Raw genomic sequence first — 16426 nt, 5'->3', positions numbered from 1 at the left:
AGCCGATGATCACTCCAATTTATGATCTTTAAGCGGGCGATAGTTTTTAACTTAAACAGCGGAGAACGCCGGCATAGCTGCCTACAAACGCCATTCGCAGACGAAGATGGTAGACGGATGACACTGATGTCGTCGGATTTTTTACAAGCAAAGGCTATTAAAAAGTCCGGATAGATGAAGAGGTTGTCTAATCGCTGCAATGATATCGACGCAGGCAAGCCGTTTCAGCGCTCAAACACCGTGGTGATTTGATAATCCTTATGCGGCCCGACCACCTGGAAACTCAGTTCAAACCGTTCGGCCGAATAAAATACAAAACGGCCGTCATAGTGGTCAGCAATGCACAGATGATGGGAGGTCAGCTCGTGCGCGCGTTCAAAATCGAACGCCAAAAACAGCTTGCCGGTACTGACGCCATCGGCAAAATCGATGGCCAGACCCGTGTCCGTCTGGCGATACAAGTAAGCTCGTTGTGCATGAATCGGCTGACCGTTCGGGCCCGGCCAGGATAGTTTTTCCAGATAATCCAGTTGAGGGTTGTGATCAGCGCTATCAGTAAATTCCGCCGTTCCATTCATTACAGGTTGATTGCTAACCTCGCGCTGCAATCGCCAATGGCCGCGAAAGTAATTCAGCAATTGGTCGGCTCTTACTTCAAACATAACAACTCAATATCATTCATCCCGGCAATAGCCATCACCAGGCTCAACATTCAGACAATTCTCTTTATCCATTAACCATTTCATACCCGTGCCTTCACCATCGGTAGCACGAATGGTGGCGGTCTCGCCATTCATATCAAAACGAATATGGTCACCGTCGGCAACACCAACATAGTTTACCGGGCCGTCCAGATTGGCGATGGTTAGTTGAAACTGATCTGGCCCACCGGCGATATCCAGATAGGTGCCTTCCGGGCCCCACCAGCGGCCTTGCCAGTTCAAGTCTGTCGAGGGTGAATTCATCGTTTCAGCACAACCGGCAACGATAAACCCGAGCGCCAGTATCACAGCTTTGCGCAACAACACATCAACCTCTCGTATGACTTTGGGCAACGGCCTGGATCAGCATTAAGGCACTGGCCTGGGCAAGATAACAATCCCGATGATTACCGAGATCGGACTGGAAGCGGGAGCGGAGCTGATAATAATGCTCAAGCAATGATTGGATTTCGCTTAGAGAATTCTGCTTTAAGGAGTGTTCCATGCGCTGAACAGTTTCGCGCACTTGCGCTTCGGTTGGCGGCATCATTTCAGCTCCCGTCGCTGACTGATGCATTTATTCTACGGCCCTTGGAATAGGCTTACTAGTTTGAAAGGACTCTGTCGCTGCGCACCAAAAAATAATCGGTAGCGGGCGACAGAGTCTGAACCGTACCCATCATTCCTTCCAGAACGGTTTACTGGCTTCACGGCGCAGAGTTCCGGGTGTCAGGCCGGCGTCTTTTTCCACACGGTGAACGTCCATAACAATCAGTTCAGTGCGCAGACGCGCGCGGGATTCAGAGCGGCGGTGCCATACGTTCAGCGTTGCCAAAGCCAGTTTCAGGCGACGCACCAGGGCGGAACGACCGTGCTCGACGGCGTCGTCAACGCTCGCTTTAGAGTTATTCAGCAATGCAGTGTTCATAGTGTCATCTCCATGAAATATGAATTGAGTCAGACCTGCGATTGCTATTAAAGTGCTCTATAGTGGCTTTATCCATCAGTCTTTGGCGAAGGAGGCGTTCGTAAAACATGAACATCAACAACATCAAGCTGGATAAGCTCCGCTCCTTCGTGCTGGTGGCCGACGAGGGCAACCTGACGCGCGCCGCCAAGCAGCGTCATACCACGCCTTCGGCCGTCAGCGAGCACTTACGTCAATTGGAAGATCAGTTCGGGGTACCGCTGTTCGATCGCTCCAGCCGTGGTATGGAACTCACGCCCGAGGGTCGCAAACTGCTGCCACCAGCGCGCCAGGCGCTGATGCAGATTGCCGAATTGGATGAGATTGCACGCTCATTGCGCACCGAAAAACCCACCACTTTATTGCTCGGTCTCAATGCACCGCCGGAATATCTGAAGGTCGATCAACTGCTGCGCCAGGTGGCGCGTGATCTGCCTGAAGCCCAGCTGGAACTGGTGACCAGCAGCTCCTATATGATTGCCGACCAGGTGCGTGAGGGTAAGCTCGATCTGGGCTTTATGTACGGCGACCCGCAACACGAAGCGGTGTTGCCCATCCGCCTGGCCGACATTGAATTTTGTGTGGTCGGCCCACCCGATTGCGGCCACGCAGCCCTACCGCCCAGCGCTGAAGAGCGTCGCAACCTGCCGTGGATTTGGGCCTCATGCAATTGCCCGGTCTCGCATCTGATGCCCGGCATCATTGGCTTTGAGCGCGAACAGACCAAGGTGGTGTCATCGTCGGAGGATGAACACGTCACCCTGTCGATGATTCGCGCTGGCTTGGGTTATGGCGTGGTCGAAAAGGAACTGTCGCAACACTGGGAAGACCGCGGCAGTGTGCGCATTATGAAAGACAAACCGATCACCGCCGGTCTCAATCTGGTGATTCGCCGCGATCGTAAAGACCGCAAAACCCTGGCGTCGGTTATTGCGCTGGCCCAGTCACTCTGGGCACCGACGGCTGTTGAGCAAACAGCCAACCTCGACGAATCGGTTCACGCCTAAGTCTGCCGTTTTGTGCCCTATGGATTCTTAACTAAGGAGAAACCGATGTACTCCCGCTTTTCCAGCGCTCTGTTGATCGCCCTGATTATTTGCCTGAAACCCGCCGTCAGCTTTGCCGACGAACCCATTCAAATCATGTTGCTGGGTGTCGATCATCTGCGCCAACTGTACAACGACACCCCAGAATCCGATGTTTTCAGCGATAAAAAACAAGCCGAATTAGCGGCCATTCGCGACGACCTGGCCGCCTTTGCACCGCAGCAAATCATGGTGGAAATCGACCGCAGTGAACAAGCGCAATTAAGCGCTAATTACCAAGCTTATTTAAACGGCGACATGATCATTAAAGGCCAGCCCTACGGCCGCAGTGAACGCTATCAAATCGGTTACAAGCTGGCTCAAACACTCGGCCTGAAAGACCTTACAGCCGCCGATTCCTACGACTACACACCCCAATGGGCCTTAGACAGCGGCAACAATATAGAGCGATACCAGGCTGCACTGGGCGACTTGCAAGGCAATATTCGTCCACTGATTCAAGCCGTGCAAAACGATGAACTGTCACTCTACGACTATCTGGCGCTGATGAACCAACCCGAAACCATCAGTTTCACGCATCGCATTTTGTTCAATACACCGGCCTATGTGATGCACGGTGATTTCAGCGAAGAAGCCAAACAACAAATGGAATTGGACAGCATCAATTCCGACTATATCGGCGCCGAATTTATCGGCCTTTTTTACCAGCGCAACCTGAATATTTATTCCAATATTCTGAACGCTCAACTGGAATCGGGTGCGCAACGAGTACTGGTGATCTTTGGTCAATTGCACATCGGCGTATTGCAGGAATTATTCGCCAACAACCCCAACTACGAGATCGTCTCGCCGCTGGTCTATCTACACAGCGACGAAGCCGAACGTCTGGCCGCTTCGTTCGCTCAGTAGCCACGACCGCCAGCGATAGCGGCAACCAGCTGATCATTGGTTGTCGCTATCGCTCCATTTTATAAATACTGATACTTATTTAATCTCTCTGGGCGTCTACTAGGCTGATCACAAGCCGGAGACCTCGCTGATGAAACCTCTGCCCATCGACCACCCCGAACTGGCCAACGGCCTGACCAACCACGTACCCATGGTGATCAGCGCGCTTAAGGAACTGGGCGCCAGCGAACAGGTTATACGCCGCTACCAGGACCTCACAGCCGCCAAGCTGCAAGCCATCACCGAACCACCAACGGACATTTCCAACGACAGCGTGCTGCAAGGCTGGCTCGGTCGGCAAACCAATTACAGTGGCCTGTATCGTTATTTTTATCAGCAAACTCAAAGCACCGACCTGCACACCCTGCTCAACCGCTACCTGCCCGGCCTGGCCGAAGGTTTAGCCAGCCGCGCCTTCCACCCGCTGATCCGGCTCGGTCACGCCGTGCACGATCGCAACACCGAAGAAGTCGCCGCCGCCCTCGCCTACTGGGTGTGGGCCTACCAATCCTTGCCTTACCCCAGCGCGGATCAGCCGACCGATAAAACACCGGCCGACGTCTTTCCCACCTTATTGACGGCGGTGGACTGGCCTGAGCACCGCATCGACGGCGGCCCGCTTATCAGCGACGACTTTCTTGCCGTCACCCGTCTGCCGGCCTACCAGCAACTGCGGTTTCAACTGCACCCGCAGCAATTGGAACTGAGCGCGCTGCGCCAACTGGCCATCCAGGCTTACTGGATGCACGACGATTTCACTCTCTTGCATGGCGTCACCAGTTCGCTCGCCATCGAACGCCTCAGCGTCTGGCTGGAACGACCGGAGGTGTTACTGGAGCCTTACTGGAAAGGTCTGGTGATTGCCTGGTTATCGAAAGGAATAAGATGGCGGGAAGTGGCATGGCCGAGCGAGCCTCCGGCGCTGTCGGTTGACCCATTGCGCCAGCGCGCAACGCAGAGCACAAACGACCACACCATTAAATTGGTCGCCGCCTGCCTCAGCCTCTATCAACAAAGCGACGACGTGCTCTATCTGCACGCGGCCCAGCGCGCACTGGAAAAATAACGGCTCACACCAAGGACGCCGGCGCCAAGGACGACAGCCAATGGCGTGGCGACACACCGCATTGGGATTTGAACGCCCGCGACAACGCCGCTTCTCCGCTGTAACCAACCTCGGCGGCAACAACTGCTAACGATCGTCCCCGGCGTAATGACTGCTGCGCCAGCCGAATCCGCCAGCCCTGCAGATAAGCGCCCATGGTCACGCCCACCACCGCCTTAAACGTATTGGCGAACACACTGCGCGACATTCGCGACTGTTCCGCCAGCGATTCCAGCGCCCAGGCATGGGCCGGGTTTTCATGCATCGCAATCAGCGCATGACGCAGTTTGGGATGCGCCATACCGGCCAGCATGCCGCTGTCGACCTGATCAGTTTCCATCAGGTAGCGCACCACCTGAATCAGCACCGCCTCGAACAGACGATTGATCAACGCCTGGCGCCCACAGCGCTGATCAAAGGCTTCTTCAAACAACAAGGCCAATAACGCATCGGTGCCAAAGAGACTCGACAGCGGCAGACAGGTGACCGCCGGCAAGGCATCCGCCAAAGGGTTACTAATACCGCCATCGAAATGCAGGTCGGCGCAGACCAGCTCGGCCGGGTTGGTTTCATCGGCGATAAACTGCCGACTGAGCGCACGCGGATAGAGCAGCAGACTGGGTTCGTGAATCTCTAAATCGGCCAAACCGGAATGACGTACCTTCAAGCGACCGGACTTAACCAGATGTAACTGCCCCACGCCCTCGCCCGCCGGGATATTCTGCACGCCACACAAGCGACCAGAATGAAACAGGCTGGCATGGACGGAGAACCGGTCCAAGAGTGCTTCCAAGCGATCCGCCATAAGAACAATTCCGCCTAATCGATACTTAAAGTTAAGAAATAAACACTATTTAAAACCTATAGTACTGATAATCCCTTAAAGTACCAACCTCATTCAGCACAAGCCGACAGGCTCAGGAGTAATACAATGGCGATCGAAAAAGTACTCTATAACGCTTATGCAACCGCAACCGGCGGCCGCGATGGCCGTGCCGTCACCTCCGACAAGGTACTGGACGTTGCCTTGTCGACCCCCAAAGAACTGGGCGGCGCCGGCGGTGCCGGCACGAATCCGGAACAACTCTTTGCCAGCGGTTATTCCGCCTGCTTTCTGGGCGCACTGAAATTTGTGGCCGCTCAGGACAAAATTGCCTTGCCCAGCGAAACCACCGTCAGCGCCCGTGTCGGTATTGGCGGCATCCCGACCGGTTTCGGCATTGAAGCGGAACTGACCATCACCGTACCGGGTCTGGACAAAGACAAGGTCGAAGATCTGGTGGCACGCGCACACATCGTCTGCCCTTACTCCAACGCTACCCAAGGCAACATCGACGTAACCCTGTCGGTCGCCTGATTCGGGCACAAAAAAAGCGCTCAACCGAGCGCTTTTGATCTTTTTAAACCCTGATCGTGCTCAGCGTTTTCAGTAATGCCATTCACCCTGTTCGCGCACCAACACATCAGACTCGCCACGCAGCACCTCCAGCAAACCTGACTCCTGTACCAGATAGCGATAATCCCCGTTCTCAAAGCGATAACCCAAAAACCGACAAGGCGAACCGTCGGCACAGTAGGTATGCCAAGTGGCACCGCGCAGCGTAATGGCATTGCCTGAACGCTTGGAAGTGCCTTGGTAAGTCACCTGATCGCAACTGACATTACCTTCAGCACAATGAACAGTGATGGTCACGCTGTAGTGCGGTGTCTCTAACGTGCTTTGCCGCCCGTCTTGCGCTTGAGCAGTACCCAGCGCGAGGAATAGCAGAGTGAACATCACAATGTGTTTTTTCATGATAGTAACCTTAACGTTTGGATCGACAGACCAAGGGTTAGGAACGAATTCTTGCCATCTGATACACATCGACCAGCTCACCGTTACGAAACGCAAAGTCTTTGCTTTCGCCCTCAATGACAAAATTAAAAGACTTGTACAGAGCAATGGCCGCCTCGTTATCGACGTAAACTTCCATTTCAATTCGCTTAAGGTTCAACCAGTTATCCGCCAATTCGATCATCGCATCCATCAAGGCACGACCAACACCCTGGCGCAGTGAGTCGGCACGCACCCCCATACCAAAGGTACCGGCGTGACGGCGGCGCGGCCGGATAAAATGCTCAAACGACAACTGACCGACAACCTCGCCATCCAGTTCTGCTACCAGGTTGTAAAAGCTCTCTTTGGGCTCTGCCAGACGCTGCTCCCAAGTTCGCAACGACGGATACGGCAACTGCAGCGTGCTGCCAAAGGCTTGCTCGCCTACGTAAATGGCATGAATGGCGGCGGCATCAAATTGCTCAGCGTGGCGTACGGTGATGGCAGACATCATGACTCCGGTTAACGATCAGCAAAGGCATCCGTTGCCTGAATTAAGCGATTCAAAATCTCCGGCTCGCCCATGGTGTGACCAGCGGCTTCGACAATATGTAATTCAGCATCGGTCCATTGCTTCGACAAATTCCAGGCGGTGCGTAGCGGGCACGGCATGTCGTAACGGCCATGAACGATAACGCCGGGAATGCCAGCGAGTTTATGCGCATCGCGCAGCAACTGGCCTTCTTCCAACCAGCCTGCGTTCATAAAGAAATGATTTTCGATGCGCGCGAAGGCGAGCGCGAAATGGTCGCCACCAAAATCTTCCACCCGGTCCGGCGCCGGCAGCAACGAAATAGTCGAACCTTCCCACTGGCTCCAGGCTTTGGCGCAGACCAGTTTTTCGGCTTCGTTATCGCCGGTTAAGCGGCGATGATAGGCCGCCATCATCTGATCGCGCTCAGCGATGGGAATGGGCGCAATAAAGTGTTCCCAGCGATCAGGAAACATTTCCGAAACGCCGTACTGGTAGTACCAATCCAGTTCGGCTTTGGTGAGCGTATAGACGCCGCGCAAAATCAATTCACTGACGCGTTCCGGGTGCGTTTCAGCGTAAGCCAACGCCAGGGTAGAACCCCAACTGCCGCCGAATACCTGCCATTTTTCCACGCCACACAGCTCGCGCAGGCGTTCAATATCGGCAACCAGATGCCAGGTGGTGTTGGCGTTCAGATCGGCGTGCGGTAACGACCGACCACAGCCGCGCTGGTCGAACAACAGCACATCGTATTTGGCCGGGTTGAAGACGCGGCGATGGTCGGCATCGCAACCACCGCCCGGACCTCCGTGTAGAAACACCGCTGGTTTGGCACCGGGCGTGCCGACGCGTTCCCAATAAATTTGATGACCGTCGCCGACATCGAGCATGCCGGAATCGTAGGGTTCGATAGGTGGGTAAGCGGTTTGATCGAAGACGTTGTTAGCGGACATGACGCACCAGAATATGAATTGCGAAAGTGGATACTAGCACGTCAACTGAGCCGTTAAAGCCAACCGATCACAACGAATGCAACGCCAGGAAATGCTGCCGTTCCACGACATAGATATCACACAGCTTACCGGCGACTTCCTGCTGATGGCTGAAGCTTTCACCCACCCGGAACGCCAGCTTTTGTGAGGCCAGATTGTCGGGGTGAATCAGGCTGATCAATCGTTCGAGTTGCAGTTCGTCAAAGGCCCAACGCATGGCCGCCACGGCTGCCTCATAAGCGTAACTGCGTCCCCAGAATTCCGGCGCGACCCCCCAGCCAATTTCAATGCCTGGCCAGCCCGGTAAATTCAACAACCCCACTCGGCCAACAAAACGACCGCTGTGTTTTTCCTCGACCAACCAAAGGCCGTAACCCAGCAACTGCCAGTGCCCCAGAATGGTGGCCATCACGCGCCAGCTTTCGCCGCTGTCGATGGGCACACCCTGGCCGAGGAAACGGATAAAGTCGGCATCGGCATTCAGAGCAGCGAAGTTATCGGCATCGCTTTGGGTAAAGCCCCTCAAGCGCAAATGTTCGGTTTCAAGAACCGGAATATTCATGACAACTGTCTCAACCTGATTGCTGTTGTAAGTGTGCATCATAGCCATTGTCCGGTCGGGGCTGCCACTCAAACCAAGCCTTGCAGTGCGACGAACTTATCGAACAGTTCGTCTTCGGTCTCCGGTTGCTGGGGGTCGGGCACAACACAACGACTGATCGGGCATACCGACTGGCAGGTTGGTGTGTCGTAGAGCCCTTTGCATTCGGTGCATAATTGCGGATTAATTTCGTAGTGCAGTTCACCCAGACTGATGGCTTGGTTCGGACACTCTGGTTCGCACATATCGCAGTTGATGCAGCGCTCATTAATCAACAACGCCATCAGGCTGCACCCTGAGTTTGCGCCTTACGAGTTGTCTGGCCCGCTTTGAGGTTGCGCATCAGCAAGGCGTAATCTAAATCGATGTCTTCCGGCAACGAGATAAACACTCGGTGGCCACTGCCTTTGGCGTCATCAATCTCAGCGCCCTGAGCGTTGCGCATCACTCTGAGCGTGAAGGTGACATTGCCCTGGGGCGTCATCAGTTCCAGATTGTCGCCACTGCAGAATTTATTTTTAGCGATAACCTCAGCCCAGCCATCGCGACGCTCACCGCTGAACTCGCCAACGAACTGCTGCTGTTCGGACACCGAATGGCCGTAGTCGTAATTCTGATGAGCGTCATGTGAGTGACGGCGTAAAAAGCCTTCGGTATAACCGCGATGCGCTAGGTTTTCCAAGGTACTCATCAGGCTCTTATCAAAGGGCTTACCAGCAACCGCATCGTCGATGGCTTTACGGTAAACCTGAGCCGTACGCGCGCAGTAATAAAACGACTTAGTACGGCCTTCAATTTTTAACGAATGAACGCCCAGTTGTGTCAGTCGCTCAACGTGTTGCACCGCACGCAAGTCACGCGAATTAAAAATGTAGGTGCCGTGCTCATCTTCGAAGGCGGTCATTTTTTCATCGGGTCGGTTAGCCTCGGTGAGCAACACCGGCTCGCTGTGAATCGGGCCTTCACCCAAGGTTGGATTCACAACTTCCACCACCTGACCAACATCATCTTCCCGACCCGATTGAACCGAATAAGACCAGCGACAGGCGTTAGTACAGGTGCCCTGGTTCGGATCACGCCGGTTCATATAACCCGACAACAAACAGCGCCCGGAATAAGCCATGCACAGCGCGCCATGAACAAAGACTTCCAGTTCAATATCCGGACAGTGTTCGCGAATATCGGCAATTTCATCGAGCGATAATTCACGCGATAAAATTACCCGCTCAATGCCCTGCCAGGCCCAGAATTTAACCGCCGCCCAGTTCACCGCATTGGCCTGCACCGACAGATGAATCGGCATTTCCGGAAACACCTCGCGCACCATCATGATCAAACCCGGATCGGACATAATCAGCGCATCCGGCGCCATCTCAATCACCGGTTGCAAGTCACGGATAAAGGTCTTCAACTTGGCGTTATGGGGCTGAATATTGCACACCACATAAAACCGCTTACCCAGCGCATGGGCTTCATCGATGCCGATCTTCAGATTGGCGTGATCAAATTCATTATTGCGCACCCGCAAGCTGTAGCGCGGCTGACCGGCGTAAACCGCATCGGCGCCATAGGCGAAGGCGTAACGCATATTTTTCAGGCTGCCAGCGGGGGACAGGAGTTCAGGGATAAAGGTATTTTTTAACAGCACTGCTAGATCGACCGGAATATTAGACAATGCTATTTAACGCGAACGACCGGCTGGTCGTACTGATTTATATCAACCTTAGATTAGCTTGACCGCCGGTCTAAAACGCCGCTATGTTGCCAACAAGGCTGTAGCAGGGTTCGACCAATGATGAGCTTGTGGCAAAGACGTACTTTGGCGGTATTAACTCTTGGCGGTGCCTGCATAGGCATCGTATCGGTTTTACAAGTATTGATTTCCAATCGTAATCCCGTCATCTGGGCGGCACTGCTTCTATATTGTCTGTACTACTGTTGGGGAGTCTGGCTGGGTATAAAATTACTTGAACGAAACCCAAATGCACCCGCACGGCTTCGCCTGTTTTGGCTCTTTCAGGTGCCTTTCTTAAGCTCACCTTTTCTGGGGTATTTTATTTCTACCGGTTTTTACTTAACAACGACGGTGGGATGGGAACCTATCCGTTGGCTGGTGAATTTTCAACTGGGCAGCATTTTTAGTTTCTCGATCAACGACAGCAGCCAGAGCTATCTTATCGGTTGCAATATTTTCGCACTGGCCGTCGTTATTTGGTTAGCTAAAAAACTAAACAACTCAGTTGATAGCGATGATCTAACTCAGCCTGACGCCGATAACGAAAACAAGGCTGAATGATCAGTCTTTGAATTCAGATTTATCCAACCCATGCTTACGCATCTTGTCATACAGTGTCTTGCGTGCCAGACCCAAGCTCACCATGGTGTCCTTGATCGAACCCTGGTTATCGCGCAGCGCCGATTGCAATAAGGAACGTTCAAAACCATCCATCATTTCTGTCAGCGTGCGGCGGTTGGCAACTTCCGGCTGCGTCGGTTCGTTGGCTTCGTCCAAGGCGGCCGGACCCATCAGCACATAGCGTTCGGCCAGGTTACGCAGTTCGCGCACGTTGCCTGGCCAGGAGTGATGTAACAGACGAGCGGTCTGATCCGGCAGCAAGGGTACGCTTTCGCGATCGTAACGAGCAGCGGCGATCAGGGCGAAGTGATGGAACAGCAGCGGAATGTCTTCTTTGCGTTCGCGTAGCGGCGGAATCTGTAATTCAACGACGTTGAGGCGGTAATAGAGATCAGCGCGAAAATCGCCGCCGTCGCTGAGTTTTTTCAGATCGGTTTTGGTGGCAGCGATAATGCGCACATCGACATCGATGGTGGTATTGGAGCCGAGTCGTTCAATCTTGCCGTCTTCCAGCACACGCAATAATTTGACCTGCAAACCCAGCGGCATCGATTCGACTTCGTCCAAAAACAGCGTACCGCCGCTGGCGTGTTCGAAGCGGCCGATGCGTTTTTTATCGGCACCGGTAAAGGCGCCAGCCTCGTGACCGAAGAGCTCACTTTCAATCAGATTTTCCGGCACAGCACCGCAGTTAACAGCGACATAGTTATGATCTGAACGCATGCTGTTTTCGTGGATATAACGCGCCAGCGCGTCCTTACCCGTACCGGTTTCGCCGTTCAGTAACACCACGGCCGAGGTATCGATCACCGGATCGAGCTGTGACATTAAACGCAGCATGCCGGCGCTTTCCCCCAGCACCCGCGGACCGGGACGCGCAAAGTGACGCAGCCGTGCTTTCAGCTCACGATTTTCCAACGCCAACTGACGTTTTTCGCGCGCTTTTTTCAGCAGTTCAATCAGTTCGTCGTGATCGAACGGCTTTTCAATAAAGTCATAAGCGCCTTCCTGCATGGCCGCCACAGCGGTGCTGATATCGCCCTGGCCAGTGAGAATAATCACTGGAATAGCGTCGTCGATGGCGTGCACCGCGCGCAATACTTCCAGCCCATTCATGCCCGGCATGTGGTAGTCACACAGCACCACCAGGTTTTCATCGGCCGATAATTCAGCGACAGCGGTCGCACCATCGGGGTAACAATCGACCGGCAATTCTTCCAGCGCCAGCGTCTGCGCCATCACTTGGCGGATGTCAGCTTCGTCGTCAATAAAGACCACAGCTCGTTGACTCATGCGGTGCCCTCTCGCTGCGTCAGCGTCAAAATAAATTCGGCGCCCTGTCCATCGGCGCGGTTCTGCCCAATCAAGCGGCCACCAAGTGCATCGACAATCTGACGTGATATCGATAACCCCAAACCCAGGCCTTGCTTCATCGATTTGGTGGTAAAAAACGGTTCAAATAATTGTTCAGTATTGGCTGGTAAACCCGAGCCATTATCGCGCACCCGACATTGCCAACAATGATCATGATGCTGCACATCGATGGTAATTTTTGGTTGTTCGACCGCTTCGGTAGCTTGCACCGCATTGGCAATCAGATTCACCAACACCTGTTCAATACGGATTAAATCGCCATGCACCCAGGCCGGTTGTTGCGGCCGGTGCCAATCGAACTGCACGCCTTCGCTGTTATCCTGAGCACTGATAATTTTCAAAGCACCATCGACCGGCTGACGCATATCGACCGGGCTGGGCGGGCCTTCGGATTTGCGCGCAAACACTTTGAACTGGCGCGTCAATTCCGCCATGCGATCGCACAATGCAACAATTTCACTGAGGTTGGCATCGACCGTTTCGCGATCACCGCGTTCTAAAAAACGCCGACTGTTACGAGCGTAGGCCTGTATCGCCGTCAGCGGTTGATTCATCTCGTGGTTCAAACCCGCTGACATCTGACCGAGCACCGCCAGCTTGGCCGCCTGAATCAATTCCTGCTGAGTTTCGGTTAATACCTGTTCGGCTTTTTCACGTTCGGCGACTTCCGCCAATAGCTGCTGGTTGGAGTTTTCCAAGTCCGCCGTGCGTTCGGCAACACGCTGCTCCAACTGTTCACCGCGTTCGGCCAATTCCGCTTCGCGGCGATAGCGTTCACGCAAATACAGCCAGGTTAAAAAGCCACCGAGGAATAACACCGTGCCGGCGATTAAAAATTGCAGCTGGGTAAAGAGCACCGGCTCGGTTCCGATCAATACGCGCAAGCGCCAATCGAGTTGCGGCAAAGGCGTTTCGACACTGAGGTACGGTCGGGCGCTGTCACCGGCGCCAATCAACAACCGTTCCGACAAGTCACTCACGCCCAATGGCCGGCCCTGATCGACAATGCTCATCGCCGCCAGTTCTTCGTCGTGATAACGACGGTCGGCAAAAATTGCGCGGCGGCGCGACTCACTGATGGATTCGAAAGCGCGGTATAACCAGGCAGGTCGGCTGGCTAAGAAACTGATGCCATCCAGATCCAGCACCACCATTTCTGATTCGGTAAACGCCGCCGGGCGCTGCCATTGGTCTTCCAGATCGGTGACCTGAATTTTGATGGCGACCACGCCCAAGGGTTCGCCGGCATCGTTCAATATCGGATGCGAAAAATACAGACCGCGCTGATCGGTCGTCACACCCAGGGCAAAATAAATGGCCGAATCGGCTGTTAACATTGCTTCGTGAAAGTACGGCCGGAAGGCAAAATTGCGGCCAATGAAGCTGGTCGGTAATTGGTAATTATTGGCTGCAATGGTCAGGCCGCTGCGGTCCATCAAATAGACATCGGAACTGGCGACGATGCTGGCCATCTGTTGCATTTCTTCGTTGGCTTCGAGCACCAGCTGTTCGCTGCCCGGGTTCTCCAGTACCGCCAGCATCAGTGGATGTTGTGCCATCAATTCGGGAATGGGCCGGTAGCGATTGAGTTCGTTGGCGACCAACTGACTGTAGCGAAACGATTCCTGAATGCTCTCACGTTCGAGCAATCGATAGCCGGCCCAGGAACCAACCACCCAGGACAGCAAACAGGTGCTGGCGAAAAGCACCAGCACCCAAAAACGATAGTTCGTAAAGTAGTGTCTCAGCGACATCCGTTAACCCGGTCAGGCTGCGACAATCGTCGCAGCCATAAGAACAACGATCAGGCCTGAGGCGCTAATCGGCCACCCCGGGCTTTCTGGATAAAGAAGGCAGCAACAGCAATCGCCAGGCCTGCCAGGTCGGTCACAATACCACCTTCAATCATGGCGAAGGCAGCGACCATCAACAAGATGCGCACCGGCCAGTTGGCCGCCAGACGCATAAACCAACCCATAACGCCGCCCGAGAGCAAATAGACACCAAAGGTGGCAGTGATCAAAGCGCGGCTGATGGCAAACCAGTCAGCATTCATCAACAAGGCGCCATTGTAGAAGAACATAAAGGGCACGATGAAGGCCGCCAGACCAATCTTGAACGAAGCCGTCGAGGTTTCCATGGCGTTGGCACCAGAAATACCAGCGGCTGCATAAGACGCCAGCGCAACCGGTGGCGTAATTGCTGAGACCACCGCGAAATAGAACACAAAGAAGTGCGCCGTCAGCGGATCAATGCCCAATGAAATCAGGCCCGGTGCCACCACCGATGCGGCCACCGCATAAGCGGCCGTGGTCGGCATACCCATGCCCAGCAAAATGGAGATGAACATGGCGAAAATCAGCGCCAGCAACTGGCTGGTTTCGGCCAGGCCGAGCAACAACGAGGAGAACCGCGCACCAACACCGGTGAGTGAAATCACACCCACGATAACACCGGCGCAAGCACAGACAGCGATGATCTGAATCGACATCACACCGGCCAACTCCAACGCCTTCAAAATAGAGCGAATGCCCATCTTGTGCGGGGAAATCCAGCTCACCACGGCGGCAGAAACCGTCGCCAAGGTACCAGCGCGAATCACCGAGTAACCCATAAAGAGGGCGACGATCAAAATGATGATCGGCGCGAACAGGTAGACCTGTTTAACCAATTTACGGAAGCGCGGAATCTCGTCTTCCTTCATACCACGCATGCCCAGCTTGGCCGCTTCGAAATCGACCATAAAGTAGACAGACGCAAAGTACAGAATGGCTGGAATAATCGCGGCAATGGCGATCTCGGTATAAGGAATACCGGTAATTTCCGCCATGATAAAGGCACCGGCGCCCATGATCGGCGGCATGATCTGCCCACCGGTTGAGGCCGCAGCTTCCACCGCACCGGATGATTTTTTCGAGTAGCCGACTTTCTTCATCAACGGAATGGTCAGCGAACCGGTAGATACCACGTTACCGGCGCTGGTGCCGTTGATCATGCCCATCAGACCAGACGCAAAAATAGCCACCTTGGCCGGACCACCGCGCGCACGACCGGCCACGGCAAAGGCGAAATTCACGAAGTAATCGCCCACTTTCGAGGCCTGCAAAAAGGCGGCGAAAATAATGAACAAAATAATGTAGGTAGAAGATACCGCCGTGGTGGGGCCCAACACCCCAGCGTCGGTATAAACCTGGCTGAAGAAGCGCTGCACCGACAAACCCGGGTAACCCAAAAAGCCCGGCAGATAGGGACCGGCGAACACATACACCAAAAAGATGCAGGCGATAATCACCAGTGCCAGGCCAGCAACGCGACGCGTCAATTCCATAATCAACGCTATGCCAGCAACGGCAGCAAAGGAGATACCAACCGGCGCAAAAGAAGTACCGGTACTCATGCGCAATGGCGTGTTGTACATCAACAGGAAGTAACTGGCAGCGGCGATGGCGCAGATCACCAGTTGCAGATCCGGCCAGGAAAACGCCGAACGGCGGCCGCGATGGAACCAGCTTAAAATAATGCCGCCAAAGGTGGCGGCGATCAGCGGCCAGCCATAGAGGTTGGCTTCAATGGCCGGATCGATACGCAGAGCACCACCGGCAATCATCTGTGCCATGGCGCCGGTCTGATAGAGCGCAAACAGCGCTGGCAACATCAATAGGCCTGCGACGATGGAGGTCCAGCGGCGCGGAGATTCATCATCGGCACTGAAACGGGTGCCGGCATAAAGCAGAAAACCGAGAATCAAAGCACCGCAGATGTGAATAATGCGAAAGGTCCAGGTTTCCAGCGGAGCAATGTTCAGGGTGTAGAGGTGAAAGCCCGAAAAAATCACCGCCAGGGACATTACGCCCCAGAACACCCAGCCTTCAAACAAACGGCGATTGGATTCGATGGTTTCGTCGTCAACGCCTTCAATCACCAGGCCATCATCGACGGCTTCACTGGTGGGCGCTTGGTAATCTTTATCAGTCATAACGGCTTC

General features: G+C 54.2%; 19 protein-coding genes. 5 read left to right on the top strand and 14 right to left on the bottom strand.

All coding sequences use genetic code 11. The features are described from left to right. Nucleotides 1-224: 224 nt before the first annotated feature. The 4 genes from ABMA60_RS11850 to ABMA60_RS11835 form a co-directional block, all read right to left on the bottom strand. Nucleotides 225-662 carry a DUF6314 family protein gene (locus ABMA60_RS11850; RefSeq protein WP_392803278.1) on the bottom strand — a complete coding sequence of 146 codons (438 nt, stop codon included), beginning with the start codon at nt 660-662 and terminating at the stop codon, nt 225-227. Between the two features lie 12 nt (nt 663-674). Next, complete coding sequence (locus ABMA60_RS11845; protein ID WP_392803275.1) at nt 675-1028, bottom strand: hypothetical protein; 354 nt, start codon at nt 1026-1028, stop codon at nt 675-677. 1 nt (nt 1029) lies between these two features. Further along, complete coding sequence (locus tag ABMA60_RS11840) at nt 1030-1251, bottom strand: hypothetical protein (protein ID WP_392803273.1); 222 nt, start codon at nt 1249-1251, stop codon at nt 1030-1032. A 129-nt stretch (nt 1252-1380) separates the two neighbouring features. Beyond that, nucleotides 1381-1629: a hypothetical protein gene (locus ABMA60_RS11835; RefSeq protein WP_392803270.1), complete on the bottom strand. Its 249-nt coding sequence runs from the start codon at nt 1627-1629 to the stop codon at nt 1381-1383. Nucleotides 1630-1736: 107 nt separating this feature from the next. Between ABMA60_RS11835 and ABMA60_RS11830 the strand changes: the two genes are divergently transcribed. The 3 genes from ABMA60_RS11830 (at nt 1737) to ABMA60_RS11820 (ending at nt 4728) form a co-directional block, all read left to right on the top strand. Beyond that, complete coding sequence (locus tag ABMA60_RS11830) at nt 1737-2675, top strand: LysR family transcriptional regulator (protein WP_392803267.1); 939 nt, start codon at nt 1737-1739, stop codon at nt 2673-2675. 45 nt (nt 2676-2720) lie between these two features. Next, a complete protein-coding gene (locus tag ABMA60_RS11825) occupies nt 2721-3623 on the top strand; it encodes a DUF5694 domain-containing protein (RefSeq protein WP_392803265.1) in 903 nt (300 codons plus the stop codon). Between the two features lie 130 nt (nt 3624-3753). Beyond that, entirely contained in the window at nt 3754-4728 is a 975-nt protein-coding gene (locus ABMA60_RS11820; protein WP_392803261.1) for a questin oxidase family protein, read from the top strand. A 4-nt stretch (nt 4729-4732) separates the two neighbouring features. Here the strand turns inward: ABMA60_RS11820 and ABMA60_RS11815 are convergent, their stop codons facing one another. Further along, the gene (locus ABMA60_RS11815) at nt 4733-5572 is read right to left on the bottom strand and encodes a cupin domain-containing protein (RefSeq protein WP_392803258.1); all 840 of its coding nucleotides are present in this window, start codon (nt 5570-5572) and stop codon (nt 4733-4735) included. Nucleotides 5573-5698: 126 nt separating this feature from the next. On the opposite strand from ABMA60_RS11815, the gene ABMA60_RS11810 reads away from it, so the two are divergent. Beyond that, nucleotides 5699-6124 carry an organic hydroperoxide resistance protein gene (locus tag ABMA60_RS11810; RefSeq protein ID WP_392803254.1) on the top strand — a complete coding sequence of 142 codons (426 nt, stop codon included), beginning with the start codon at nt 5699-5701 and terminating at the stop codon, nt 6122-6124. 69 nt (nt 6125-6193) lie between these two features. Here the strand turns inward: ABMA60_RS11810 and ABMA60_RS11805 are convergent, their stop codons facing one another. From ABMA60_RS11805 to yegQ, 6 genes are all read right to left on the bottom strand, one after another. Further along, nucleotides 6194-6562: a hypothetical protein gene (locus ABMA60_RS11805; protein WP_392803251.1), complete on the bottom strand. Its 369-nt coding sequence runs from the start codon at nt 6560-6562 to the stop codon at nt 6194-6196. Nucleotides 6563-6599: 37 nt separating this feature from the next. Beyond that, complete coding sequence (locus tag ABMA60_RS11800) at nt 6600-7094, bottom strand: GNAT family N-acetyltransferase (RefSeq protein WP_392803249.1); 495 nt, start codon at nt 7092-7094, stop codon at nt 6600-6602. A gap of 11 nt (nt 7095-7105) precedes the next feature. Next, nucleotides 7106-8071, bottom strand: a complete 966-nt coding sequence (pip, locus tag ABMA60_RS11795; protein WP_392803246.1) for a prolyl aminopeptidase — start codon at nt 8069-8071, stop codon at nt 7106-7108. Nucleotides 8072-8138: 67 nt separating this feature from the next. Further along, entirely contained in the window at nt 8139-8672 is a 534-nt protein-coding gene (locus ABMA60_RS11790) for a GNAT family N-acetyltransferase (protein WP_392803243.1), read from the bottom strand. Nucleotides 8673-8740: 68 nt separating this feature from the next. Next, a complete protein-coding gene (locus ABMA60_RS11785) occupies nt 8741-8995 on the bottom strand; it encodes a YfhL family 4Fe-4S dicluster ferredoxin (protein WP_392803240.1) in 255 nt (84 codons plus the stop codon). Continuing rightward, a complete protein-coding gene (gene yegQ / locus ABMA60_RS11780) occupies nt 8995-10338 on the bottom strand; it encodes a tRNA 5-hydroxyuridine modification protein YegQ (protein WP_392803674.1) in 1344 nt (447 codons plus the stop codon). Before yegQ ends, ABMA60_RS11785 begins: the two co-directional genes overlap by 1 nt. 165 nt (nt 10339-10503) lie before the next feature. Between yegQ and ABMA60_RS11775 the strand changes: the two genes are divergently transcribed. Beyond that, nucleotides 10504-11007 (top strand): hypothetical protein, encoded by a 504-nt coding sequence (locus ABMA60_RS11775; protein ID WP_392803237.1) that lies wholly within the window; start codon nt 10504-10506, stop codon nt 11005-11007. On the opposite strand, the gene ABMA60_RS11770 is transcribed toward ABMA60_RS11775, so the two are convergent. Genes ABMA60_RS11770 through ABMA60_RS11760 form a run of 3 tightly spaced genes read right to left on the bottom strand, consistent with a single transcriptional unit; the run spans nt 11008 to nt 16417 of the window. After that, nucleotides 11008-12360 carry a sigma-54-dependent transcriptional regulator gene (locus ABMA60_RS11770; RefSeq protein ID WP_392803234.1) on the bottom strand — a complete coding sequence of 451 codons (1353 nt, stop codon included), beginning with the start codon at nt 12358-12360 and terminating at the stop codon, nt 11008-11010. After that, nucleotides 12357-14195: an ATP-binding protein gene (locus tag ABMA60_RS11765; protein WP_392803232.1), complete on the bottom strand. Its 1839-nt coding sequence runs from the start codon at nt 14193-14195 to the stop codon at nt 12357-12359. Before ABMA60_RS11765 ends, ABMA60_RS11770 begins: the two co-directional genes overlap by 4 nt. A 50-nt stretch (nt 14196-14245) precedes the next feature. Beyond that, nucleotides 14246-16417 (bottom strand): TRAP transporter permease, encoded by a 2172-nt coding sequence (locus ABMA60_RS11760; RefSeq protein WP_392803229.1) that lies wholly within the window; start codon nt 16415-16417, stop codon nt 14246-14248. Nucleotides 16418-16426: the final 9 nt, after the last annotated feature.

The organism is Saccharospirillum sp. HFRX-2 (genome assembly GCF_043196805.1).
Taxonomy (GTDB): Bacteria; Pseudomonadota; Gammaproteobacteria; order Pseudomonadales; family Natronospirillaceae; genus Saccharospirillum.
This window is presented reverse-complemented; position numbering and strand designations above follow the sequence as displayed.